The sequence below is a fragment of the Nocardioides taihuensis genome, assembly GCF_042657275.1.
Lineage (GTDB): Bacteria > Actinomycetota > Actinomycetes > Propionibacteriales > Nocardioidaceae > Nocardioides > Nocardioides taihuensis.
In genome coordinates, this window is record NZ_JBHSKD010000004.1 from 193,329 (window position 1) to 217,391 (window position 24,063).

General features: G+C 73.1%; 22 protein-coding genes and 1 pseudogene. 16 read left to right on the forward strand and 7 right to left on the reverse strand.

Going from position 1 to position 24,063, the window contains the following annotated elements; translation table 11 throughout:
• Positions 1-27: 27 nt before the first annotated feature.
• From ACFPGP_RS04080 to ACFPGP_RS04090, 3 genes are read left to right on the forward strand one after another with little or no spacing between them, the layout of a single operon-like run.
• Positions 28-849, forward strand: coding sequence for a PP2C family protein-serine/threonine phosphatase (locus ACFPGP_RS04080; protein WP_378587241.1), 822 nt, complete (start codon positions 28-30; stop codon positions 847-849).
• Positions 846-1,856, forward strand: a complete 1,011-nt coding sequence (locus tag ACFPGP_RS04085) for an FHA domain-containing protein (protein ID WP_378587243.1) — start codon at positions 846-848, stop codon at positions 1,854-1,856. The genes ACFPGP_RS04080 and ACFPGP_RS04085 overlap by 4 nt, the downstream gene beginning before the upstream one ends.
• On the forward strand, positions 1,853-2,782 hold the full coding sequence (locus ACFPGP_RS04090) for an RDD family protein (protein ID WP_378587246.1): 930 nt from the start codon (positions 1,853-1,855) through the stop codon (positions 2,780-2,782). The genes ACFPGP_RS04085 and ACFPGP_RS04090 overlap by 4 nt, the downstream gene beginning before the upstream one ends.
• Before the next feature lie 3 nt (positions 2,783-2,785).
• Here ACFPGP_RS04090 and ACFPGP_RS04095 read toward each other — a convergent pair whose 3' ends face one another.
• Positions 2,786-3,565: an inositol monophosphatase family protein gene (locus tag ACFPGP_RS04095; RefSeq protein ID WP_378587249.1), complete on the reverse strand. Its 780-nt coding sequence runs from the start codon at positions 3,563-3,565 to the stop codon at positions 2,786-2,788.
• 40 nt (positions 3,566-3,605) lie between these two features.
• Between ACFPGP_RS04095 and ACFPGP_RS04100 the strand changes: the two genes are divergently transcribed.
• Positions 3,606-5,222 (forward strand): AMP-binding protein, encoded by a 1,617-nt coding sequence (locus tag ACFPGP_RS04100; protein WP_378587252.1) that lies wholly within the window; start codon positions 3,606-3,608, stop codon positions 5,220-5,222.
• 134 nt (positions 5,223-5,356) lie between these two features.
• Here the strand turns inward: ACFPGP_RS04100 and ACFPGP_RS04105 are convergent, their stop codons facing one another.
• Entirely contained in the window at positions 5,357-7,468 is a 2,112-nt protein-coding gene (locus ACFPGP_RS04105; RefSeq protein WP_378587255.1) for a S8 family serine peptidase, read from the reverse strand.
• 152 nt (positions 7,469-7,620) lie between these two features.
• On the opposite strand from ACFPGP_RS04105, the gene larE reads away from it, so the two are divergent.
• Positions 7,621-9,072 (forward strand): ATP-dependent sacrificial sulfur transferase LarE, encoded by a 1,452-nt coding sequence (gene larE, locus ACFPGP_RS04110; RefSeq protein ID WP_378587258.1) that lies wholly within the window; start codon positions 7,621-7,623, stop codon positions 9,070-9,072.
• 66 nt (positions 9,073-9,138) lie between these two features.
• Positions 9,139-9,534 carry a cold-shock protein gene (locus ACFPGP_RS04115; RefSeq protein ID WP_378587261.1) on the forward strand — a complete coding sequence of 132 codons (396 nt, stop codon included), beginning with the start codon at positions 9,139-9,141 and terminating at the stop codon, positions 9,532-9,534.
• A 12-nt stretch (positions 9,535-9,546) separates the two neighbouring features.
• On the opposite strand, the gene ACFPGP_RS04120 is transcribed toward ACFPGP_RS04115, so the two are convergent.
• The gene (locus ACFPGP_RS04120) at positions 9,547-10,956 is read right to left on the reverse strand and encodes an MFS transporter (RefSeq protein WP_378587264.1); all 1,410 of its coding nucleotides are present in this window, start codon (positions 10,954-10,956) and stop codon (positions 9,547-9,549) included.
• Positions 10,957-11,075: 119 nt separating this feature from the next.
• Between ACFPGP_RS04120 and ACFPGP_RS04125 the strand changes: the two genes are divergently transcribed.
• Complete coding sequence (locus ACFPGP_RS04125) at positions 11,076-11,852, forward strand: DUF3027 domain-containing protein (protein WP_378587267.1); 777 nt, start codon at positions 11,076-11,078, stop codon at positions 11,850-11,852.
• Here the strand turns inward: ACFPGP_RS04125 and ACFPGP_RS04130 are convergent.
• Positions 11,849-12,481, reverse strand: coding sequence for a class I SAM-dependent methyltransferase (locus ACFPGP_RS04130; protein ID WP_378587270.1), 633 nt, complete (start codon positions 12,479-12,481; stop codon positions 11,849-11,851). The genes ACFPGP_RS04125 and ACFPGP_RS04130 overlap by 4 nt on opposite strands.
• 10 nt (positions 12,482-12,491) lie before the next feature.
• On the reverse strand, positions 12,492-12,818 hold the full coding sequence (locus ACFPGP_RS04135; protein ID WP_378587273.1) for a DUF2530 domain-containing protein: 327 nt from the start codon (positions 12,816-12,818) through the stop codon (positions 12,492-12,494).
• 71 nt (positions 12,819-12,889) lie between these two features.
• Here ACFPGP_RS04135 and ACFPGP_RS04140 point away from each other — a divergent pair, with 71 nt between their 5' ends.
• The 7 genes and pseudogenes from ACFPGP_RS04140 (at position 12,890) to tuf (ending at position 20,779) form a co-directional block, all read left to right on the forward strand.
• Positions 12,890-14,395, forward strand: a complete 1,506-nt coding sequence (locus ACFPGP_RS04140; protein WP_378587276.1) for an NCS2 family permease — start codon at positions 12,890-12,892, stop codon at positions 14,393-14,395.
• A 107-nt stretch (positions 14,396-14,502) separates the two neighbouring features.
• Positions 14,503-14,952 carry a MarR family winged helix-turn-helix transcriptional regulator gene (locus ACFPGP_RS04145; RefSeq protein WP_378587279.1) on the forward strand — a complete coding sequence of 150 codons (450 nt, stop codon included), beginning with the start codon at positions 14,503-14,505 and terminating at the stop codon, positions 14,950-14,952.
• Between the two features lie 27 nt (positions 14,953-14,979).
• A pseudogene (locus tag ACFPGP_RS04150) lies at positions 14,980-16,251 on the forward strand (MFS transporter); the annotation flags it as partial.
• Positions 16,252-16,455: 204 nt separating this feature from the next.
• A complete protein-coding gene (rpsL, locus tag ACFPGP_RS04155; protein WP_028636428.1) occupies positions 16,456-16,830 on the forward strand; it encodes a 30S ribosomal protein S12 in 375 nt (124 codons plus the stop codon).
• A 1-nt stretch (position 16,831) separates the two neighbouring features.
• The gene (gene rpsG, locus ACFPGP_RS04160) at positions 16,832-17,302 is read left to right on the forward strand and encodes a 30S ribosomal protein S7 (protein ID WP_378587283.1); all 471 of its coding nucleotides are present in this window, start codon (positions 16,832-16,834) and stop codon (positions 17,300-17,302) included.
• A 132-nt stretch (positions 17,303-17,434) separates the two neighbouring features.
• Positions 17,435-19,495: an elongation factor G gene (gene fusA, locus ACFPGP_RS04165; protein WP_378588087.1), complete on the forward strand. Its 2,061-nt coding sequence runs from the start codon at positions 17,435-17,437 to the stop codon at positions 19,493-19,495.
• 90 nt (positions 19,496-19,585) lie between these two features.
• The gene (gene tuf / locus ACFPGP_RS04170; RefSeq protein WP_378587286.1) at positions 19,586-20,779 is read left to right on the forward strand and encodes an elongation factor Tu; all 1,194 of its coding nucleotides are present in this window, start codon (positions 19,586-19,588) and stop codon (positions 20,777-20,779) included.
• Between the two features lie 87 nt (positions 20,780-20,866).
• Here the strand turns inward: tuf and ACFPGP_RS04175 are convergent, their stop codons facing one another.
• The gene (locus ACFPGP_RS04175; RefSeq protein WP_378587289.1) at positions 20,867-21,337 is read right to left on the reverse strand and encodes a GyrI-like domain-containing protein; all 471 of its coding nucleotides are present in this window, start codon (positions 21,335-21,337) and stop codon (positions 20,867-20,869) included.
• 128 nt (positions 21,338-21,465) lie between these two features.
• Between ACFPGP_RS04175 and trmB the strand changes: the two genes are divergently transcribed.
• On the forward strand, positions 21,466-22,194 hold the full coding sequence (trmB, locus tag ACFPGP_RS04180) for a tRNA (guanine(46)-N(7))-methyltransferase TrmB (protein ID WP_378587292.1): 729 nt from the start codon (positions 21,466-21,468) through the stop codon (positions 22,192-22,194).
• 12 nt (positions 22,195-22,206) lie between these two features.
• Here trmB and ACFPGP_RS04185 read toward each other — a convergent pair whose 3' ends face one another.
• A complete protein-coding gene (locus ACFPGP_RS04185) occupies positions 22,207-22,554 on the reverse strand; it encodes a hypothetical protein (protein ID WP_378587295.1) in 348 nt (115 codons plus the stop codon).
• Between the two features lie 94 nt (positions 22,555-22,648).
• On the opposite strand from ACFPGP_RS04185, the gene ACFPGP_RS04190 reads away from it, so the two are divergent.
• A complete protein-coding gene (locus tag ACFPGP_RS04190; RefSeq protein ID WP_378587298.1) occupies positions 22,649-23,992 on the forward strand; it encodes an MFS transporter in 1,344 nt (447 codons plus the stop codon).
• Positions 23,993-24,063: the final 71 nt, after the last annotated feature.

The window sequence follows — 24,063 nt, forward strand, 5'->3', positions numbered from 1 at the left end:
GCTACCGGCCCGCCCGCGGAGGCCGGCGTGACGCGGGTCGAGCTGCACCACGGGGCCGCCACCGACGTCGGGCGGGTCCGCACGGCCAACGAGGACGCCCACCTCGCCGAGCCGCCGGTCTTCGTCGTCGCCGACGGCATGGGCGGGCACGACGGCGGCGATGTCGCCAGCGCCATCGTGGTCGAGGAGTTCGCGCGCCTCGCCGGGCAGTCCCACGACGCCCACGGGGGCGCGACCGCGATCGCGGCCACCTTCCGTGCCTGCCAGCAGCGGATCGCGGCGTACGGCCAGGAGCAGCTGCGCAGCGGACGCCCGCGGTGGTACGCCGGCACCACCGCGGTGGTCGCGCTGCTCGTCGAGCAGGACGGCGCACCGCAGTGGCTCGTCGCCAACCTCGGCGACTCCCGCGCCTACCGGGTGGCCGAGGGGCGCCTCCACCAGGTCAGCCACGACCACAGCGTCGTCCAGGAGCTCGTCGACTCCGGCAAGATCACCGAGGCCGACGCCGCGGTGCACCCCGATCGGCACGTGATCACCCGGGCGCTCGGCGGGCCGGGGCGGGTCGACGCGGACTTCTTCCTCCTGCCGCTGGCCGCGACCGAGCGGCTGCTGCTCTGCTCCGACGGGGTGAACGGCATGCTCGACGACGCCGCCATCGAGGCCGTGCTGACCGGCGCGGAGGACCCGCGTGACGCCGCCGGGCAGGTGGTCGCCGCAGCGGTCGAGGCGGGCGGCCGCGACAACGCGACGGCCGTCGTCGTCGACGTGGTGGGATGGAACGCCGAGGACGAGTACGACGCCCAGCGGCAGCGGGCGAGTCTCGAGGAGAAGCTGGGGGCCCTGCCGTGACCGATCGACCGCCGCTGCGGTCCTACCGTCCGGGTCCGTGGTTCGGGATCCTCGGCACGCACGCCACCGTGCTGCTGCCGCCCTCGGAGAAGGATCGCGTCGCCTCGCTGTGGGAGCTCGTCGACACGGGCGCCGGCTTCGACGAGGTGCTCGACGCGCTGATCGCCGGCGGGCTGCGCGAGCTGCCCGGGTTCGTGCTGGTCAGCGAGGCCGCGGCCGGCTCCACCCGCGAGGCTGGGACCATCACCAAGGTCGTGGTGCGCGGTGCCGCCCGCGCGCGGTTCACGACCACCGACGGCGAGGTGCACCTCGAGGGCGACGAGGCGACCACCTGGGTCGAGCGCTCGCTGAGCGGCGTCGTCGCGAGCGTGCTCGAGGTGGCCGACGACGGCGAGGCCACGGACCTACCCGCCGAGCTGCGCGTGGACACCGGGCTGGTGCGGGTCTCCCGGGTCGAGGAGCAGGTGGTCGCCGACGAGCCCGTGCCGGAGGAGGAGCCCGCGCCCGCACCCCCCACGCATCGCGCAGCCCCTGCTGCACCTCTCGACGAGCACGACACCGCCGATCACGACGGGCTGACGCAGGCCGGGGGCTGGACGCCCGGCCCGCCGCCGCCGGGCATCCCCGGCCAGGAGCCGGCTCCGGCGGTGACCCGCCCGGTCGCCCGGCTGCTGGTCTCCACCGGCGAGTCGGTCGAGGTCGACCGCGCGGTCGTGGTCGGCCGTGCTCCCGAGTCGCGTCGGTTCCCGCACGACGACCAGCCCCGCCTGGTGACCGTGCCCAGCCCCCAGCAGGAGATCTCCTCGATGCACGTCGAGATCCGCCCCGGCTCGGGGGCCGACCACGGGAGCGCGGTCGTGACCGACCTCGGCTCGACCAACGGCACCGTGCTCGTGCAGCCCGGCCTCCCGGCAGAGGACCTCCGCCCCGGCGTGGGCGTGGCGCTGCTGCCCGGTGCGGTGATCGACCTCGGCGACGGCCTCACCATCTCGGTGGTGCAGCCGTGACCGGCCCGACGGCGCCGCCCGACCGGCGCTTCCACGCCTTCGTCGTCGACCGGGCCGTCGCCTGGCCGCTGGAGGCACTGGCGGTGCTGGCCGGCTGGCGGCTGTGGACCGGCGGCAGCCCCGCCGTCGGCGTCACCGTCGCGGTGGTCGGCGTGCTCGCCGTGGTCGGCGCGTTCGCGGCGCTCCTCGGCGTGCGCGGCTCCTCGCCCGGCCGGGCCCTGCTCGACGTGCGGGTCGTCGGGGCGGACCACGGTGCGCCCATCGGGGTGGCCGCGGCCCTGCGTCGCTCGGTCGTGCTCGGACTGGCCACCGTGCCCACGCTGGGTCTCGGCGCCGCGAGCCTCGCCTGGACGGCCCTGGCCGACGGCTCCGGCCGCCGTCGCGGCTGGCACGACCTGCGCGCCGGGTCGGTGGTGGTCGACGTCCGCCCGCAGCCCGACGTGGTCGAGGAGGCCGTCGAGGCGCCCCAGCCGATCGTGAACCTCACCGCGCTGCGCCTCGTCCCGGTCGAGGGCCGCCGCCGGGCCGACCGCGTCGAGCCGCCGCTGCAGCCGGCCGAGCCCGCCCGCCCGGTCGACCTGCGCCGGGCAGCACCCCGGTGGCGGGTCACCGCCGACTCCGGGGAGTCGGTGGTCGTCGACGGTCCGACGCTCGTCGGCCGGCGTCCCGAGCCCCGCCCGGGCGAGGACGTGCGCCACCTCGTCGCGCTGCCCTCCCACGACATGTCGCTGTCGAAGACCCACGCCGCGCTGCACGTCGCCGCCGACGGGGTGCTGGTCGCCCTCGACCGCGGCTCGACCAACGGCACGGTGCTGGTCCGCGGGGGCGTGACCCGCGAGCTGCCCGTGGGCCGCCCGACCACCCTGCTGGCCGGCGACCGGGTCCGCCTCGGCGACCGGCTCCTCACGGTCTCCGTCGACGATTGACGCTCAGAGCAGCCGCACCACGCGCTCGTACGTCGCCCGGTCCGCCGCGGCGACCAGTCCGGCCGGACGGGCCTCGATCTCGAGGTCGTCGCCGGGCCGGTACGCGTGGCCCGCGTGCGTCCCGACGTACCCGCCCGCCTCGCTGAGCAGGAGCGAGCCGGGCACGTGGTCCCACGGGTTGGCCCGCCCGTAGACCACCGCGTCGGCCGCGCCCTCGACCACCTTCGGGTAGTCGACGCCGCAGCACACCCAGGTCAGCTCCATCGGCGGCAGGTCCCCGAGCGTCCGCCCCAGCCACCGTCGCCGCGAGGTGACCACGCGCGGCGGCTCGATCACCGGCGGTCGCTCCAGCCGCTCCCCGTTCCGCCACGCGCCGCCGCCACGCTCCGCGACGTACGCCGTCTGGTGCTGCGGCTGCCAGATCCACCCGCGCACCACCTCGCCCGCGCGCACCTCGCCGACCATCACCGCGTGGTCGGGGGAGCCGTGCACGAAGTTCTTGGTGCCGTCCACGGGGTCCACGGTGAAGGCGTGCTCCGCGGTCCGGAAGGCCGTCAGCAGGCTCGCGTCCGCGGCGTACGCCTCCTCGCCCAGCACCACCGCCTCCGGGTACGCGCCGCGCAGGGCGTCGGTGATCAGTCGCTCGGACTCGTGGTCCGCGACGGTGACCAGGTCGCCGGGGTTCTTCTCGTCTACCTCGTGCGCCGAGAGCGAGCGGAACCGCGGGTTGATCACCTCCTCGGCCACGTCGACCAGCAGGGCCAGCACGGCCTCGGTGTCCATGGGTTCCAACCTACGCAACCCCGCGGCTACGTTGACGCCCATGGAGTCCTACGCCCGGGGCGAGACCGCGCCGGCACTGCTCGAGGAGACGATCGGCGCCAACGTCGAGCGGACCGTCGCCGCCCACCGCGACCGCGAGGCGCTGGTGGAGTTCGCGTCCGGGCGGCGCTGGACCTGGGGCGAGCTCGACCGCGACGTCGACGCGCTCGCCCGCGGCCTGCTGGCCGCGGGGTTGGAGAAGGGCGACCGGGTGGGCATCTGGTCGCCCAACTGCGCGGAGTGGACGCTGCTGCAGTACGCCACCGCGAAGCTCGGCGTCGTCCTGGTCAACGTCAACCCCGCCTACCGCACCCACGAGCTCACCTACGCGGTCAACCAGAGCGGGATGCGGCTGCTGGTCTCCGCGGAGAGCTTCAAGACCAGCGACTACCGCGGGATGGTCGACGCGACGCGCGACGAGTGCCCCGCCCTCGAGCGCGTGGTCTACCTCGGCACCGACGACTGGGCGGCGCTGCTCGCCGAGGGCGAGGCGATCGACCCCGGTGCGGTGGCGGGGCGGATGGCGACCCTCGACCCCCACGACCCGATCAACATCCAGTACACCTCCGGCACCACCGGCCGCCCCAAGGGCGCGACGCTGAGCCACCGCAACATCCTCAACAACGGCTTCTTCACCACCGAGACGATCAACTTCACCGCGGACGACCGGCTGTGCATCCCGGTGCCCTTCTACCACTGCTTCGGGATGGTGATGGGCAACCTCGGCTGCACCACCCACGGGGCCACGATGGTGATCCCCGCGCCCGGCTTCGACCCCGAGACCACGCTCCGTGCGATCGCCGCCGAGCGGTGCACCGGCGTGTACGGCGTGCCCACGATGTTCATCGCGATGCACAACCACCCCACCTTCGCCGAGCACGACCTCTCGACCCTGCGCACCGGCGTGATGGCCGGCTCGGTGTGTCCGGTCGAGGTGATGAGGCGCTGCATCGACGACATGCACATGGCCGAGGTCTCCATCGCCTACGGCATGACCGAGACCAGCCCGGTGTCCACCCAGACCCGGGCCGACGACGACCTCGACCGTCGTACGGCGACCATCGGGCGGGTCCACCCGCACGTGGAGATCAAGGTCGTCGACCCCGTGACCGGCGCGACCGTCGAGCGCGGCGAGACCGGCGAGTTCTGCACACGCGGCTACTCGGTGATGCTCGGTTACTGGGGGGAGCCGGAGAAGACCGCGGAGGCGATCGACGCCGACGGCTGGATGCACACCGGCGACCTGGCCGTGATGCGCGAGGACGGCTACTGCGTGATCTCCGGGCGGATCAAGGACATGGTCATCCGTGGTGGCGAGAACATCTACCCGCGCGAGGTCGAGGACTTCCTCTACACCCACCCCGACGTCGAGGACGTCCAGGTGATCGGCGTCCCCGACGAGAAGTACGGCGAGGAGCTGTGCGCCTGGATCAAGGTGCGCGCCGGCCGCCCGCCGCTCGACGCCGACGCCGTCCGCGCGTTCGCCACCGGCAGGCTCGCGCACTACAAGATCCCGCGGTACGTCACCGTCGTCGAGGAGTTCCCGATGACCGTCACCGGCAAGGTGCGCAAGGTCGAGATGCGCGAGGTCTCGACCCGTGAGCTGGGGTTGGGATAGGTCGGGCGTCGGTGGGATTCACCGCCCAGGCGGTGAAACTCACGGTTGTGAAGCGAACCTTCGGCCCACAACCGTGAGCTTCGCGCACGCGGTGGGACCTGGGGGACTCCCGGGACGTACGACGCGGCGAGCCCTCAGCGCACCAGCGCGACCGGCACCCGCACCACGGAGCCGTCGGTGCCGCGCCAGACGACGTAGCCGTCGTCGAGCGGGTGGGCCGCGCCCTCGGGGTGCACCACCCGGAGGTGCACCTGCACCCGCTGGCCGGGACGCAGCGTGAACGTCGCCGGCCGCACCACCGTGCGGTGGCTGTCGAGGCCGACCACCCTGGCCGACCAGGTCGCGCGGCGCGGGCCGAGGTTCTCCACGGTGCGCACGGCGCGGTCGGCGGAGCCGGAGAGCAGCACCGAGGGCGTGTTGGCCTCGCGCAGGAAGCCGACGGACCACGCCCGGTAGGCGCCCCGGTCCACCGGGAAGCCCAGGCCCGGCGCGGCCGCTCGCGCGAGCCCCGGGCGGCCGGCGCCGGCCCGCAGCGAGGAGGCCGCGACCGGCGCGGCGGTCGTGGCCAGCGCCGAGCGCACCTCGGCCGCCGACCAGTCGTGGCGGGCGAGCAGCGACGCGGCGAGCCCGGCGACGCGGGCGGAGGCGACCGAGGTGCCGCCGACGAGGTCCCAGCGCAGGCCCCGCACCGAGGGCGGCGTCGCCGCGAGCACGCCGGTGCCGGTCGCCACCAGGTCGGGCTTGAGCACCGCGCCCGAGGGGTCGCCCGGCTCCGACCACGCGGGCACCCGCGCCGGGCGGCCGGCTCCCGTCGGGGTCGAGCGGTCGGGGAGCAGGTCGACCCGGCCGTGCGGGTGGCGACGCAGCCACGACCGCACGGCCGCGCCGTCGTCGTGGCGCAGGTGCAGGGTGGGGACGACGTGCAGGTCGGCGACGACGGCGCCGGGCCGCGTGTTCACCAGCACCATGCCGACGCCGTCGGCGCGGCGCACCGCGGCCGACTTCTCCACCCTCGCGGTGCCGCCGCGCTCGCACAGCACGACCGCCCCGCGCACCCGGGCCGCGTCGAGCGCGCCGTCGCGGCACTCCCGCGCCGCCGCCCGGGTCGCGCCCTCGGCGACCGCGTCCGCGCCGGCGACCAGGCGGACGTCGTGCCGCCCGCGGGTCGCCGCCATCGCACCGGTCACCGTCGGGCCGCCCGGCAGCACCAGCCGCCCGGTGCGCACCGGGCCGGTCGTCGCGCCCACCGTGGTCACCCACGGCGAGGCGTGCGCGGCGTACGACGCGCGGCCGTCGTTGCCGGCCGCCCCGACCACGACCACGCCCGCCTCGGCGGCGCCGAGCAGTGCGCTCTCGAGCGCCGACCCGGGCTCGTTGCCCGCCACGGCCAGCAGCAGCACGTCGACCCGGTCGTGCACCGCACGGTCGACCGCAGAGACCAGGTCGGCCGTCGCGCAGCCGTCGTCGTCGGGGTCGGGGGCCGTCCAGCACGCCTTGTACGCCGCGATCCGCGCCCGCGGCGCGGTGCCGGAGAAGCGCCCCTCGGGCTGGCCCGGCACCTCCACGGAGACCGCGGCGTTGCCGGCCGCGACGGAGGCCACCTGGGTGCCGTGCCCGTGGTCGTCGAGCGCCGAGAGGGCACTGGTGCTGCGCCGGTCGTCGACACCGAACCCGGCGACGAACCACTGCGCGCCGACCACCTTGTCGCTGCAGAGCCCGGCGTCCTCCGGGTCGCACCCGCCCCGGAAGTCCTGCGGGTCCCGGCCGAGGCCGGGCACGGGCGCGAACACGGGGCTGTCGGTCCAGATGCCGGTGTCGACCACGCCGACCACCTGGCCGGCACCGCCCCGTCCGGGCCCGCGGGACCCCGGGCCCACGGGGCCGGCGCCCAGCGACGTCGCACGCGTCGCTGAGAGCGGGAGCACGACGTTGCGCTCGACCTCCGTGACGGCCGGGTCGGCCTCGACCAGCTCCACCTCCTGGGGGGTGAGACTCGCCGCGAAGCCGTTGAGCGCCGTCGTCCAGCGGTACACCGGCTCCGCGTCGACCCCCTCGAGCACGTCGTCCTGGGTGGCCAGCAGCACGTCGCGGTACTCCGGACGCGGCAGCGGCCCGAGGTAGCCCGCCGTGCCGGCGCCGCGGAGCACGACCAGCACGATCTCGCCCTCGGCGCGGGTCGCGGCGGACGTCGCCGGGGTGAGGGCGGGCACGACGAGCACCGCCACGCCCGCGACGATCGCGAGCACGGCGGCGACGACCCCTCGCGCAGCGCCTCGAGCGCACGCCCCCATGCCTGGCCTCCTGACACCTCAGCCGGAGCCGCCCAGTGTGACGCAGGCGGACCCCGGGCGCCACCGCGGGTCCGCGCTCCTGTGGGGAGTTCCCTAGGGTGGGGGCCATGGGAGCGGAACAGCTGGTCGTGGGGTTCGACCTCGACCTCACCCTGATCGACACCGTGCCGGGCTTCGCCGCCACGCTCACCGCCCTGGGTGAGGAGCTCGGCGTCGACCTCGCCGTCGAGCAGGCGATCTCGAAGCTCGGTCCGCCCCTCGACCACATGCTCGCGCCCCACCTGCCCGCCGAGCAGGTGCAGCCGGCGATCGACCGCTTCCGCGCGCTCTACCCCGACCTCGCCGTGGTGAGCACCCCGCTGCTGGCCGGCGCGGCCGAGGCCGTCGCGGAGGTACGACGCCACCGCGGCCGCGTCGTGGTGGTGACGGGCAAGTACGCCCCCAACGCGCGGCTCCACGTCGACCACCTCGGCATCGACCTCGACCACCTCGAGGGCGAGGTGTGGGGCGTCGGCAAGGCCGACGTGCTCGTGCGCGAGGGGGTCTCGATCTACGTCGGCGACCACGTGCACGACGTCGAGGGCGCGCTCGCCGCGGGCGCCACCAGCGTCTCGGTGCTGACCGGCGGGTGCACCCGCGAGGAGCTCGTGGCCGCGGGCACCCACGTCGTCCTCGACGACCTGCGCGACTTCCCCGCCTGGCTCGAGGAGCACCTGCTGACCACGCGACTCGCCGCCCTCGAGGCCGACCTGCGCGGGCGCGGCTCGGTGATGGTGGCCTTCAGCGGCGGGGCCGACAGCGCCTTCCTGCTGGCCGCTGCCGTCCGCGCGCTCGGCCCCGACCGCGTGGTGGCCGCGACCGGCTACTCCCACTCGCTCCCGGAGTCGGAGCGCGACCCCGGCCGCGACTTCGCGGAGTCGCTCGGGGTTCCCCTGCTCACCCCGCGCACCCACGAGATGGAGCGCGAGGGCTACCGCGCCAACGCCGGCGACCGCTGCTTCTTCTGCAAGGCCGAGCTGCTCGACGTTCTCACCCCGCTGGCCGCCGAGCAGGGCGTCGCCCACGTCGCGACCGGCACCAACGCCGACGACGCCGTGGCCGGCTTCCGCCCCGGCATCCGCGCCGCCGCCGAGCGCGGGGCGATCGCCCCGCTGCGCGACGCGGGGCTGACCAAGGCACAGGTGCGCGAGGCCTCGCGGCGCTGGGGCCTCCCGACCTGGGACAAGCCCGCCGCGGCCTGCCTCTCCTCGCGCGTCGCCTACGGCGTCGAGGTCACGCCCCACCGGCTGGCCCGCGTCGAGCGGGCCGAGGCCGCCGTCCGCGCGCTGCTCTCAGGGGCCGGGTTCGCGCCGCGCGACCTGCGGGTCCGCGACGTCGACGACCTCGGCAGGGTCGAGGTCGACGGCGCGCTGGTGGCCGGGCCGCTCGCGGGCAGCTCGCCGCTGGCCGCCGAGGTGCTGGCCGTCGTCCGGGAGGCCGGCTTCCCCCGGGCCGAGCTCGACCCGCGGGGCTTCCGCTCCGGCTCGATGAACGAGGCGCTCAGCGCCCGCCCCGCCTGACCCGGTTAGGCTTTCCCGTCGCGGCCGGTGCCGCGCCGTCCCCCGCAGCTCGAAAGGTTCCCCCCCGTGCCCACTGGCAAGGTCAAGTGGTTCGACGCCGACAAGGGCTTCGGCTTCCTCTCGCAGGAGGACGGGCCCGACGTCTACGTGCGCTCGGAGGCGCTGCCGGAGGGCGTGACCACCCTCAAGGCCGGCACCCGCGTCGAGTTCGGCATCGCCCAGGGCCGCCGGGGTGACCAGGCGCTGCAGGTGCGGGTGCTGGACGCGCCGGCGTCGGTCTCGCGCAGCCAGCAGGCCGCGCGCCGCAAGTCGCCCGACGCGATGGTCCCGATCGTCGAGGACCTGATCCGCGTGCTCGACGGCGTCGGCGAGGCCTACCGCCACGGCCGCCATCCCGACGCCCGCACCGCGAAGCCGGTCGCGAAGCTCCTCCGCGCCCTGGCCGACGAGCTCGAGCTCTGAGGCCGGCCCGCGCTACGACGCCGTACGACGGGCCGCGGGGCGGGTGGTGATCACGAAGGCCGCCCAGCCGGCGAGCACGACCGCGGCGATGCCCAGGCCGAGCTGGGGCTCCAGCGGCATCGCGATCCCGACGAAGCCGCCGATGACCCACGCGAGCTGCAGCGTCGTGTCGCTGCGGGCGAAGGCGCTCGACTGCATGCGCTCGTCGACGTCGCGCTGGATGGTCGCGTCGAGCGAGACCTTGGCCAGCGACTGCGCCAGGCCGACCGTGAGGCCGAGCACCACCAGCGGCGGCAGGCTGTAGAACAGTGCGGCCACCAGCACCATCGCCGTGTCGGCGAGCAGCGCGAGCACCACGGTCACGGCCGGGTTGAGGCGGCGCAGCAGCGACGCGGTGAAGATGCCGAGCGTGTTGCCGAGCCCGACGCCGCCGATCACCAGCGCCAGCAGCAGCTCGGGGCTGGAGTCGCCGATCGGCTCCTCGCGCAGCAGGAACGCCATGAACATCGTGAGGAAGCCGCTCAGCCACCGCGGGCCGCAGTTGGCACGCAGGGCGAAGGCCACCGCCGCGGGCATCCGCGCGCGGACACGGCCGTGGGACGTGCCCTCGGCCGACCCCCGCAGCACGATCGTGCCCTCGCCGACGGTCGAGTCGACCTGCTCCGGCAGCCGGATCGCCCAGATGGTGGCGAGCACGAACATCAGGAAGGCGTAGCGCAACGACCACTCCGGGCCGATCGCCGACGCACCGACCGCGAGCGGCGCCGAGAGCGTCGCGCCGACGACGCCGGCCAGCGAGACGCGGGCGTTGGCCTTGACCAGGGTGAGGCCCTCGGGCAGCAGCCGCGGCACGGCGGCCGCCCGGGTCACGCCGTACGCCTTGGAGGCGACGAGCACGCCGAGGGCGGCCGGGAACAGCCACACCGAGTCGGTCGCCACCGCGGTCCCGAGCACCCAGCACAGGAAGCCGCGCAGGGCCATCGTCCCGCCGATCGCCCACCGCCGGCCGTGGCTGAAGCGGTCGAGGAACGGGCCGATCAGCGGGGCCACGAAGACGAACGGCAGCATCGTCAGCGCCAGGAAGAGCGCGACCTGGCCCCGGGCCTCGCCCGTCGGCACCTGGAAGAAGAGCGTGCCGGCCAGCGAGATCGCCACGGCCGCGTCGCCGGCGGCGTTGAAGGCGTGCAGCTCGATCAGCCGCGAGAGCCCGGAGTCGCCGGCGCCCTCGGCCCGGGCCGCCCGTCGCGCCTGGCCCGCGGTGTAGCGACCGAAGCGTCCCGTGGCCCGCGCGGCGCCGCGGGCGCCGCGACCCAGGCCCCTGCCCACCGACCGGGCGCGGTCGGAGGCGCGGGGCGGCAGGTCGGCGCCGGGGTCGGCGTGCGCGGCCTCCGGGTGGGGGTCGCGCCAGCGCTGCTCGGCCATGCGCCCATCCTGCCCGCCCCGCGGTCGGGTGGAACCCGATCGACACGGCTCCCGCCCGAGGTCGTCCCGAATCCTGCCCCGACCTGACAGCGGCGCCGCCGATGGGCGATGATCGGACCGTGACCACCTCCACCCGCGTGAAGCCCGACGCCGCCGCCGTCAAGGCGGTCGACGTGGCCCGTGCCGCACTGGTGGACGACGTCGGCAGCGCCGACGTCGGCGAGCACCTCGGCCACGACGTCGAGGGTGAGCGCGTCGTCACGCACCGCTTCGCCTGCACCCGGCCCGGGTACGCCGGGTGGCAGTGGTCGGTGACCGTCATGCGCGCCCCGCGGCAGAAGACCGTGACCGTCGCCGAGGTCGTCCTGGTGCCGGGGGGCGAGGCGATCGTCGCGCCGCCGTGGGTCCCATACAAGGAGCGGATCCAGCCCGGCGACCTCTCGCCCGGTGACCTGCTCCCCGTCGAGGAGGACGACCCGCGCCTGGTGCCGACCTACCTCGTCGGCGACGACCCGCTCTCCGACCAGGACCGCGCCCAGGTGCGCGCCGTCGCCGCCGACCTCGGCCTCGGCCGGGTGCGCACGCTCTCGCTCGAGGGTCGCGACGACACCGCCCAGCGGTGGTACGAGGGCGACGGCGGCCCGGCCTCGCCGCTCGCCGAGGCCGCACCCGGGACCTGCGACACCTGCGGGTTCCTGGTGATGATCGCCGGCCCGCTGTCCGACATGTTCGGCGTCTGCGCCAACCGCAACGCCAACGACGACGGCCGCGTGGTCTCCTACGACCACGGCTGCGGCGCCCACTCCGAGGTGCGGCTGGCCAGGAAGCACGAGCCGCAGCCGCTGCCCGACCACGTGCACGACACCCTCACCGACGACGAGATCGAGCTGTTCTAGCCGTCCTCGGTCCCGAGCACCCACACGGCGTAGTCGTCGTTCGGCGGGTGCAGCTCGTAGCTGCCCGCCCGCAGGTGCACCGTGAGCCCGGCCGCACCGGCGTCGGCCACGAACTCCTCGGGCGGGTACTCCCGGCTCCCCGCCGGCGCCCCGTGCGGGTGGAAGCCGACCAGCACCCGCCCGCCCGGCGCGAGCACGCGTCGTACGGCGGAGAGGACGAGGCGCTCCGTGCCCTCGGCGAGGAACACCATCACGTTGCCCACGAGCACGACGAGGTCGAAGGCGTGCGGGCGCCCCTCGAGCAGCGGCGGTGCCAGGTCGAGCGCGTCGGCGTGCAGCACGTCGACGTGCGGGTAGGTCTCCCGGGCCTGGGCGACCAGCGCGGCGTCCGGCTCGACGCCCACGACCGTGTGCCCGCGGGCGGTGAGGGCTGCCGTCACCCGGCCCATGCCGGCGCCGACGTCGAGGATCGTCGCGCGCCGGGGCACCAGGGTGTCAGCCAGCCGCGCCTCGCCCTCGAGGTCGGCCCCGTCGTCGACGAGGCGCGCGAAGTGGCGGCCGTACCCCTGCGACGTCGCCGTGCCTCCCAGCGCCCAGCGCGTGGGCGGCCGGTCGGGGGAGTCGGTCACGGCGAGCCGGTCACTGCTCGTCGGGCGCGGCGTCCGTCGCCGGGGCGTCGGTGAGCGCGGCGCGCGCCTCGGCGCGGGCCCGCTTGCGGCGGCGGCAGTACTCGAGGCCGAAGAGGCCGAGCCCGAACCCCGCGAGGCAGGTCCAGAGCCACCAGACGCGGCCGTCGTCCTCGAGCCGCCCGTAGAAGGGCAGCAGGGCGACGAACCCGATCAGCCACGCCGCCGTCCCGACCTCGACGGTCCGGACGCCGTCGACGTCCAGCGGCTCGACGTCGGCGACGATGTAGGTGCGGCTGCCGATCTCGTGCTGCTTCGGCTGCTCGTCGCGCAGTTCCACGAGGGTCACGCTAGCCGACACGGGGTCACTGCCTCTATCGGGACCGCCGCCGCTCTGACATGCTGCGGGCCGTGAGCGACGAGACCTCGGCCGGCGACACCACGTCCACCTCCCGCACCTCCGCCCGGAGCGGTCCGCCGCGAGGCGGGCTCGACGGGTTCTTCAAGATCACCGAGCGCGGCTCGACCGTCGGCAACGAGGTCCGCGGCGGTCTGGTCACCTTCTTCACGATGGCCTACATCATCGTGCTCAACCCCCTGATCCTCGGCTTCGCGAAGGACGCCGACGGCCAGTTCCTCGGAGGCGGCGACGCCCCCAACCTGGCCGCGATCGCGGCCGGCACCGCGCTGGTCGCCGGCGTGATGACGATCCTGATGGGCGTCGTGGCGAACTTCCCGCTCGCCCTGGCCACCGGGCTCGGCCTCAACGCCTTCGTCGCGGTCGCCATCGCCTCGCAGATGACCTGGGCCGACGCGATGGGGCTGGTGGTCCTCGAGGGGATCGTGATCCTGGTCCTGGTGCTCACCGGCTTCCGCAAGGCGGTCTTCCACGCCGTCCCCTCACAGCTCAAGGTCGCGATCTCGGTCGGCATCGGCCTGTTCATCGCGCTGATCGGGTTCGTCGACGCCGGCTTCGTGCGCCGCGTGCCCGACGCCTTCCAGACCACCGTGCCCGTGCAGCTCGGCCCCGACGGCCAGCTCTCCGGCTGGCCGGTCGTGCTCTTCGCCATCGGCCTGGGGCTGGTGATCACGCTCTGGGTGCGCCACGTCCGCGGCGCGATCCTGATCTCGATCGCGATCACCACCGTCATCGCCATCGTGATGGAGCAGGTGCTCTCCCTCGGCTCGTCGCAGGACAACCCGACCGGTGGCTGGGGGCTCAACGTCCCGTCCATGCCCGACAAGGTGGTCGACCGCCCCGACTTCGGCACGCTCGGCGAGTTCTCGCTGTTCGGCTCCTTCGAGGCGGTCGGTGCGGTGACCGCGGTGCTGCTCGTCTTCACGCTGATGCTCGCCGACTTCTTCGACACCATGGGCACGATGACCGCCATCGGCGCCGAGGCCGGCCTCAACGACGAGGAGAACACCCCGCCGAACGCCCAGCGCATCCTCGTCGTCGACTCGATCGCCGCGGCTGCGGGCGGCGCCGCCGGCGTCTCGAGCAACACCTCCTACATCGAGTCGGCCTCGGGCGTCGGCGAGGGCGCGCGCACGGGCCTGGCCAGCGTGGTGACCGGACTGCTCTTCCTGCTCGCGATGTTCGTCGCGCCGCTGGTGAACATCATCCCGAGCGAGGCCGCCGTCCCCGCCCTGGTCCTGGTCGGCTTCCTGATGATGCAGCAGGTCAAGGGCATCGACTGGGACGACCTCGAGATCGCGATCCCCGCCTTCCTGACGATCGTGCTGATGCCGTTCACCTACTCGATCACCGTCGGCATCGGCGCCGGCTTCCTCGCCTGGGTGCTGATCAAGGTGGTGCTCGGCAAGGCCGGCCAGGTGCACACCCTGATGTGGGTCGTCGCCGCCCTGTTCCTCGCCTGGTTCGCGATCGGCCCGATCACCGGCTGGCTGACCTGAGGTCCATCTCGCCAGCAACCCCACGCTGACCCGCCGTTGGTTGACGGCGGGTCAGCGTCATCTGGTAGACGATTTGATTAGCAAGGGTAATGACCTAGACTAAGGACATGCCCACGATCGAGCGCGCCGTCCGCAGCGATGCCGGCCTGGCCTCCGAGCTCCGCCTCTCCGTGATGCGGCTGCGCCGCCGGCTCGCCACCGAGCGCCACCCCGACAACGAGCTCAGCCTCGGCGCGATGGCCGTGCTCGGGTGCCTGCACCGCTGCGGCGACCTCACCCTCGGCGAGCTCGCCGCGCACGAGATGGTCCAGCCGCCGAGCATGACCCGCACGGTGAACTGCCTCGTCGACGGCGGCTACGTCGTACGTCGACGGCACGCGACCGACGGCCGCCAGGTCGTCGTCGAGCTCACCGAGCAGGGCCGGGCCACCGTGCTCGCCGACCGGGCCCGCCGCGACGCGTGGCTGGCCCGGCGCCTCACCGACCTCACCCCCGAGGAGCGGGCGGTCCTGCGCAAGGCCGCCCCGATCCTCGACCGACTCGCCCAGAAGGACTGATAGCCCACGAGTCCCACGTTCCGCTCGCTCGCGAACCCCACCTACCGCCGCTACGCCGCCGGCGGCGTCGTCTCCAACGTCGGCACCTGGATGCAGCGCGTCGCCCAGGACTGGCTGGTGCTCCAGCTCTCCGGCAACGGTGGCGCGGCCGTCGGCATCACCACCGGCCTCCAGTTCCTCCCGTTCCTGCTGCTCTCGCCGGTCGCCGGCCTGGTCGCGGACCGGATGCCCAAGCGGCGCCTGCTCCAGCTGACCAACCTCGGCATGGCGGTGCCGGCCGCGATCCTCGGCGTCCTGGCCGTCACCGGGACCGCCCAGACCTGGCACGTCTACGTGCTGGCGTTCGTGCTCGGCATCGCCGCGGCCTTCGACGGCCCGGCGCGCCAGTCGTTCGTCTCCGAGCTGGTCGACCCCGAGGACCTCACCAACGCGGTGGGCCTCAACTCCGCCAGCTTCAACGCCGCCCGCATCGTCGGCCCCGCCGTCGCCGGCGTGCTGATCGCCTGGCTCGGCGGCGGCGCCGTCGCCACCGGCTGGGTGATCCTGGTGAACGCCGTCAGCTACGCCGCCCCGATCCTCACCCTGCGCTCCCTCGACCCCGCGGCCCTGCGCACGCCCGAGCCGGTGCTGCGCGAGCCCGGGCAGATCCGGGCCGGCGTCGCCTACGTCCGGGGCCGACCCGACCTGATGCTGATCCTCGCGGTGGTGTTCTTCACCGGCACCTTCGGCCTGAACTTCCAGATGACCTCGGCGCTGATGGCCACGCAGGTCTTCGACAAGGGCGCGACCGAGTACGGCCTGCTCGGCACGTTCATGGCCGTCGGCTCGCTCACCGGGTCGCTCGTCGCCGCCCGGCGCCAGACGGTGCGGCTGCGGCTGGTGATCGCCGCGGCCGTGGTCTTCGCCGTGGTCGAGGTGACCTCCGGCCTGATGCCGACCTACCTCACGTTCGCCCTGCTCACCCCGCTGCTGGGCCTCAGCGCGCTGACCATGATCACCGCCGCGAACTCCTACATGCAGCTGCACACCGACCCGTCGATGCGCGGCCGCGTGATGGCGCTCTACCTGATGATCTTCATCGGCGGGACGCCGTTCGGTGCCCCGCTGATCGGGCTGGTCGGCGAGGCGTGGGGCGCCCGGTGGACCCTCCTGCTGGGTGGGCTGCTCACGGCGGTGGGCACGCTGGCCGCAAGTGCGTGGTACCTGCGGTCGCGGCGCGTTTTGACCGGTGTCGGGGCACGGAGTAATCTCGATCCTCGTGTCTGGGACCACCAGACCGTTGCGCGTGCCCGCACGTAGGTGAGAGGGAGCAAGACCCGACTACCGCGGCACAGGAACCCCCCGGCCAGACAGGTCCGTACCGGCTGTCCGAGGGAGATCGGGCGACACGCCCGACCTCGGGGGTGAAGCGGCGGGAGGGGGCCGCACCACCCGGACAGAGCAGGACGATCGCGCGCTGCACCGTGCCGCGTGCTGAGAGAGAAACAGAAGGGGAACCACCAGGTGCCCACGATCAACCAGCTGGTCCGCAAGGGCCGCCAGGACAAGGTGTCGAAGAACAAGACGCCTGCCCTGAAGGGGTCTCCGCAGCGCCGAGGCGTCTGCACCCGCGTCTACACCACCACCCCGAAGAAGCCGAACTCCGCCCTCCGCAAGGTCGCCCGCGTGCGCCTGTCGAGCGGCGTCGAGGTCACGGCGTACATCCCGGGCGTCGGCCACAACCTCCAGGAGCACTCGATCGTGCTCGTCCGCGGCGGCCGGGTGAAGGACCTGCCCGGTGTCCGCTACAAGATCATCCGCGGCACGCTCGACACCCAGGGCGTGAAGAACCGCAAGCAGGCCCGCAGCCGTTACGGCGCGAAGAAGGAGAAGAGCTGACATGCCGCGCAAGGGTCCGGCCCCGAAGCGGCCGATCGTCGTCGACCCCGTCTACGGGTCGCAGCTGGTGACCCAGCTGGTCTCCAAGGTCCTCCAGGACGGCAAGAAGCAGGTCGCCCAGCGGATCGTCTACACCGCGCTCGAGGGGTGCCGCGAGAAGACCGGCACCGACCCCGTCGTGACGCTCAAGCGTGCGATGGACAACGTCAAGCCGGCCATCGAGGTCAAGTCCCGCCGCGTCGGCGGTGCGACCTACCAGGTCCCGATCGAGGTCAAGGGCACGCGCGGCACCACGCTCGCGCTGCGCTGGCTCGTCGGCTACGCCCAGGACCGTCGCGAGAAGACGATGTCCGAGCGCCTCATGAACGAGATCCTCGACGCCTCCAACGGCCTGGGTGCCGCAGTGAAGAAGCGCGAGGACACGCACAAGATGGCCGAGTCCAACAAGGCCTTCGCCCACTACCGCTGGTGACCCGCGGGGGCGGTCCGGCCCACACGCCGTACCGCCCCGCCGTCACCGTCACCCACATCTCCCGAGGGGAACACGACCACAGTGGCCGTCGACATCACCACTGACCTCAACAAGGTCCGCAACATCGGCATCATGGCGCACATCGACGCCGGCAAGACCACCACGACCGAGCGGATCCTGTTCTACACCGGCATCACCTACAAGATCGGTGAGGTCCACGAGGGCGCTGCCACGATGGACTGGATGGAGCAGGAGCAGGAGCGCGGCATCACCATCACGTCCGCCGCGACGACCTGCTGGTGGAAGAACCACCAGATCAACATCATCGACACCCCCGGCCACGTCGACTTCACCGCCGAGGTGGAGCGTTCGCTGCGCGTCCTCGACGGCGCCGTCGCCGTCTTCGACGGCGTGGCCGGTGTCGAGCCCCAGACGATGACCGTGTGGCGCCAGGCGAACAAGTACTCCGTGCCGCGCATGTGCTTCGTCAACAAGCTCGACCGCACCGGTGCCGACTTCTTCCGCTGCGTCGACATGATGGTCGAGCGCCTCAACTCCACCCCGCTGGTGCTCCAGCTGCCCATCGGTGCCGAGAGCGACTTCCTCGGCGTCGTCGACCTGGTCGGCATGCGTGCCCTGACCTGGCGCGGCGAGACCAAGATGGGTGAGGACTACGAGGTCGAGGAGATCCCCGCGGACATGGCCGAGCAGGCCGCCGAGTACCGCGAGAAGTTCCTCGAGACGCTGGCCGAGGCCGACGACGACGTGATGGAGAAGTACCTCGAGGGCGAGGAGCTCTCCGTCGAGGAGCTCGAGGCCGCGATCCGCCGCGCCACCCTGGCCGACAAGGTCAACCCGGTGCTGTGCGGCACGGCGTTCAAGAACAAGGGCGTGCAGCCCCTGCTCGACGCCGTGGTCAAGTACCTCCCGTCGCCGCTCGACATCGAGGGCATCGTCGGCCACTCGGTCAAGGACGAGGACGAGCAGGTCGTCCGCAAGCCCTCCGACGACGAGCCGTTCTCCGGCCTGGCGTACAAGATCGCCAGCGACCCGCACCTCGGCAAGCTGATCTACGTCCGCGTCTACTCGGGCAAGCTCGAGGCCGGCTCGACCGTGGTGAACTCGGTCAACGGCCGCAAGGAGCGGATCGGCAAGGTCTACCAGATGCACGCGAACAAGCGTGAGGAGATCGCGTCGGTCGGTGCCGGTCAGATCGTGGCCGTGATGGGTCTGAAGGACACCAAGACCGGTCACACCCTGTGCGACCCGCAGCACCAGGTCATCCTCGAGTCGATGACGTTCCCCGCCCCGGTGATCGAGGTGGCGATCGAGCCCAAGACCAAGGGTGACCAGGAGAAGCTGGGCACCGCGATCCAGCGCCTGTCCGACGAGGACCCCACGTTCACCGTCAAGGCGGACGAGGAGACCGGCCAGACGATCATCGCCGGCATGGGCGAGCTCCACCTCGAGATCCTCGTCGACCGCATGAAGCGCGAGTTCCGCGTGGAGGCGACCGTCGGCAAGCCGCAGGTGGCCTATCGCGAGACCCTCCGCAAGGAGGTCCAGAAGCACAGCTACACCCACAAGAAGCAGACCGGTGGGTCCGGCCAGTTCGCGAAGGTCGTCGTCTCGCTCGGCCCCAACATCGACCCCGAGACGGGTGCCGGTGCCGGGTACGAGTTCATCAACAACGTCACCGGTGGTCGCGTGCCGAAGGAGTACATCCCCTCGGTCGACCAGGGCGGTCAGGAGGCCATGGAGTTCGGCGTGCTCGCCGGCTACCCCATGGTCGACGTGAAGTTCACGCTCGAGGACGGCGCCTACCACGACGTCGACTCGTCGGAGCTCGCGTTCAAGATCGCCGGCAACCAGGCCTTCAAGGAGGCCGCCCGGATGGCCAAGCCCGTGCTGCTCGAGCCGATGTTCGCCGTGGAGGTGACCACGCCGGAGTCGTTCCTCGGCACGGTCATCGGCGACATCAACAGCCGGCGCGGCCAGATCCAGGCACAGGAGGAGCGTCACGGTGACATGGTCATCAACGCGCTCGTGCCCCTGTCCGAGATGTTCGGGTACGTTGGCGACCTGAGGTCCAAGACCTCCGGTCAGGCGTCGTACTCGATGGAGTTCGACTCGTACGCCGAGGTTCCCACGAACATCGCCGACGAGATCATCAAGAAGGTCCGCGGCGAGTAACCCACCCGGTTACCACCTCGGATCCTCGGCACGCAACACTGCACAGCAACACCACGAGTCAGTTACACCACCAATCAGGAGGAGCCCCCAGTGGCTAAGGCGAAGTTCGAGCGGACCAAGCCGCACGTGAACATCGGCACCATCGGTCACATCGACCACGGCAAGACGACGCTGACCGCGGCGATCACCAAGGTGCTGCACGACAAGCACCCGGACCTCAACGCCGCCTCGGCGTTCGAGGACATCGACAAGGCTCCTGAGGAGCGCCAGCGCGGCATCACGATCTCGATCGCTCACGTCGAGTACCAGACCGAGAAGCGTCACTACGCGCACGTCGACTGCCCCGGTCACGCCGACTACATCAAGAACATGATCACCGGCGCGGCCCAGATGGACGGCGCGATCCTGGTGGTGGCCGCGACCGACGGTCCGATGCCGCAGACCCGCGAGCACGTGCTGCTCGCCCGCCAGGTCGGCGTGCCCGCCCTGGTCGTCGCGCTGAACAAGTGCGACATGGTCGACGACGAGGAGCTCATCGAGCTCGTCGAGATGGAGGTGCGCGAGCTCCTCTCCGAGTACGAGTTCCCGGGTGACGACATCCCGGTCGTCCGCGTGGCCGCCTTCCCGGCGCTGCAGGGCGACGCCAAGTGGGGCGACTCGATCATGGAGCTCATGGACGCCGTCGACGAGGCGATCCCGACCCCGGAGCGCGAGACCGACAAGCCGTTCCTCATGCCCGTCGAGGACGTCTTCACGATCACCGGTCGTGGCACCGTGATCACGGGCCGCATCGAGCGCGGCATCGTGAAGGTGAACGAGGAGGTCGAGATCGTCGGCATCCGCGAGAAGTCGCAGAAGACGACGGTCACCGGCGTCGAGATGTTCCGCAAGCTGCTCGACGAGGGCCAGGCCGGTGAGAACGTCGGTCTGCTGCTCCGCGGCACCAAGCGCGAGGACGTCGAGCGCGGCATGGTCGTGATCAAGCCGGGCACCACCACCCCGCACACCAACTTCGAGGCCTCGGTCTACATCCTCTCGAAGGAGGAGGGCGGCCGTCACACGCCGTTCTTCAACAACTACCGTCCGCAGTTCTACTTCCGGACCACGGACGTGACCGGCGTCGTCACGCTGCCCGAGGGCACCGAGATGGTCATGCCGGGTGACAACACCGAGATGTCGGTGGAGCTCATCCAGCCGATCGCCATGGACGAGGGCCTGCGCTTCGCGATCCGCGAGGGCGGCCGCACCGTCGGCGCCGGCCGGGTCACCAAGATCACCAAGTGATCTGACCAGCCTCCGAGCTGATCCTCGGAACGCCCCCGGACCTCTGGTCCGGGGGCGTTCTGCGTTCCGCGCTCTGGTGCCGTCGACCTAGTGGCTGCCCGCCTCCACGAGGGGCCAGACGATCCGCGTGCGCGTCTGCTCCGGCGGGACGTCCGGTCCGTCGAGATACTCCTCCCACATCGCCGTGGGGTCGAGCGCGACGCCACGGACCCGGGCCTCGTGCTCGAGGTCCGCGTAGGCGCCCGGCAGGCCGGTGTAGGCACCGGTGTGCAGGGTCGCGAGCGCGTCCGTCTCCGGCAGCCGCTCCGGCCGCACGCCCTCACCCTCCGGGAACGGGCCGTCGACCGCGAAGCCTGCCGCGACCTCGAAGCCGCCCGGCTCGGGGCGGTAGCGGGAGACCGCCGGTCCCTCGCAGGGCACTCCCCGGCGTCCGAGGTAGGCGGCCACCGCGCCGAAGGCCGGCCCGATCACCTGGCCGACGTGCTCGGCGTCGCTGTGGAAGGTCTGCGCGGCGAACCAGCGCTCCGGTTCGTGCACCGACTCGATCTGGTGTCCCATGACGATCCCTCCATCCCTCCTCGTGCTGGCTCCTGGTCCTCCTCGACGGTAGGCCGCCGCGACGGTCGAGGGGCACAGGCCAAGGACCCCGGGCCCGGCCGGAGGCCCCGGTGCGGGAGGATCGGGGCATGGCCGAGGACCGCGTCCGCCCCGCGCGCCCGCACCACAAGCTCACCGACGACGGCCGGCCCATGCGCGAGGTGCTCTCGTACTCACGCCGTGGCAGTCGCTTCACCCCGCGCCAGGCCGCGGCGTGGGAGGCGCACCACGAGCGCTGGGTGATCCCCGACGAGGCGGTCGACGACCCGGGGTTCTCGCTGGCGTCGTGGTTCGGGCGCGAGGCGCCGCTGGTCGTGGAGATCGGGTCCGGCATCGGGGAGGCCACGGCCGCGCTCGCCGCCACCCGCCCGTCGTACGACGTGCTGGCGCTGGAGGTCTGGGTGCCCGGCGTCGCCGACGCCCTGGGCCGCGTGGCCGAGGCCGGGGCGGCGAACGTGCGGTTCTGCTCCGTGGACGCCGTGTGGGTGCTCGAGCACCTGCTGGGCGAGGGGCAGGTGGCCGAGCTGTGGACGTTCTTCCCCGACCCGTGGCACAAGAAGCGGCACCTCAAGCGCCGCCTGGTGGACGCGCCGTTCGCCCACCTCGCCGCGACCCGGCTGGCGCCGGGTGCGCTGTGGAGGCTGGCCACCGACTGGGCCGACTACGCCGCCCAGATGGAGGCCGTGCTCGGCGCCGAGCCGCTGCTCGAGGGGGGCGTGGTGCCGCGCTGGGAGGAGCGGCCGGTCACGAGGTTCGAGCGCAAGGGGCTGGCCGCCGACCGCGAGATCACCGACCTCGCCTACCGCCGGGTCGGCTGAGCCCGGCCGGGGTCAGGCCGCGTCGTCGATCTCGAGCCCCCACCGGCACAGCAGCTGCTCGACCCGCACCCGCTCGGCGTCGAGCTCGTCGCCGGCAGGCAGCACGCCGAGGAGCTCGGGCAGGTCGAGCGCCGCGCATCCCTCGGCGAGCACGTCGTCGTAGGCCCGCCGGATCGCCTCGAACTTCGCGAAGGAGACGCCGCGCGGCAGGCTGCGGAACCGGTGGCCGAGGCGCCGGGCGTCGGTGGCGATCAGCTCGATCGGCCGGTGCTCGGGTGGCGGCGGCGGACGCTGGAGCAGGCTGCGGACCGTCGTGAGAACGACCAGCACGACGGCGCCCGCGACGAGCAGCCAGCCCATGCCTCGACGGTAGGTCGGCGACGTGGCAGCCACAAGCCGAATGTCGGCAGGATCGCGTGCCCTGCGCCCCGTGGCGCGACCGTAGGATCCCGTGGTGACCGTCGCCGTCCGCACCGCCCCGCACCCGGGCCGGCGGGCCGTCCACCGGGCGTGGTGGGTCGCCGCAGTCACCATGGCCGCCCTGGTGGCGGCGGCCGGTTTCCGCTCGTCGACGGGGGCGCTGCTCGAGCCGCTCGAGGCCGACTTCGGCTGGTCGCGGGCCACCACGAGCGGCGCAGTCTCGCTCAACCTGGTCGTCTACGGGCTCACGGCGCCGTTCGCGGCGGCGCTCATGGAGCGGTTCGGGATCCGGCGGGTGGTGCCGCTGTCGCTGCTCCTGGTCGCGCTCGGCTCCGGGCTGACGCTGGTGATGACGCAGCCGTGGCAGCTGTGGGTGCTGTGGGGCTTCGCGGTCGGCATCGGCACCGGCTCGCTGGCCCTGGTCTTCGGCGCCATCGTGGCGAACCGCTGGTTCGTGCGTCACCGCGGGCTGGTCATCGGCGTCTTCTCGGCCGCGAGCTCGACGGGGCAACTGGTCTTCCTGCCGCTGATCGCCCGCCTCGCCGACGGCCCGGGCTGGCGGTGGGCCGCCGGGCTGGTGGCGGCGTTCGCGCTGTTGCTGGTGCCGGTCTGCTGGCTGGTGCTGCGCGACGTCCCCGCCGACGTCGGCCTGACGCCGTACGGTGACGACTCGGCCGCCGTGCCGACGCCGCGGGTCGTGCGGACCGGGGCCGCGCGGATGGCCCTGCGCACGCTGCGCGAGAGCGCCCGCGTGCCCACCTTCTGGCTGCTGATGGCGACCTTCTGGATCTGCGGCTGGTCGACCAACGGGTTGATCGGCACCCACTTCATCCCCGCCGCGCACGACCACGGCATGCCGGCCACGACCAGCGCGAGCCTGCTCGCGCTGATCGGGGTCTTCGACATCGTCGGGACCGTCGCCAGCGGCTGGCTCACCGACCGGGTCGACAGCCGCTACCTGCTGTTCGCCTACTACTTCCTGCGCGGGCTGTCGCTGCTCGTCGTCCCCTACCTGCTGTCGCCGCACGTCGAGCCCAGCCTCTTCGTGTTCATCCTCTTCTACGGCCTCGACTGGGTGGCCACCGTGCCGCCGACCGTGACGCTGTGCCGCCAGCACTTCGGCATCGAGCGGTCGGGCGTCGTCTTCGGCTGGGTGTTCGCCTCCCACATGGTCGGGGCGGGGGTGGCCGCGAGCTTCGCCGGCTGGATCCGCCAGGCGCAGGGCGACTACTTCGCCGCGTGGATCACCGCCGGCCTGCTCTGCGTCGCGGCGGCCGGGCTGTGCCTGCTGATCCCGCGCGCACGGCCCGAGCCGGTCGCGCCGGACTCGGTGCCGGCCCGCGACGACCTCGACGAGCCGGTCACCGACTCGATGTGACAGGGGACGAATCCGCGTCTCCACGCAACCTGGCGGGGTACGGGCGGCTCCTTACCCAGTGACCCCCACCA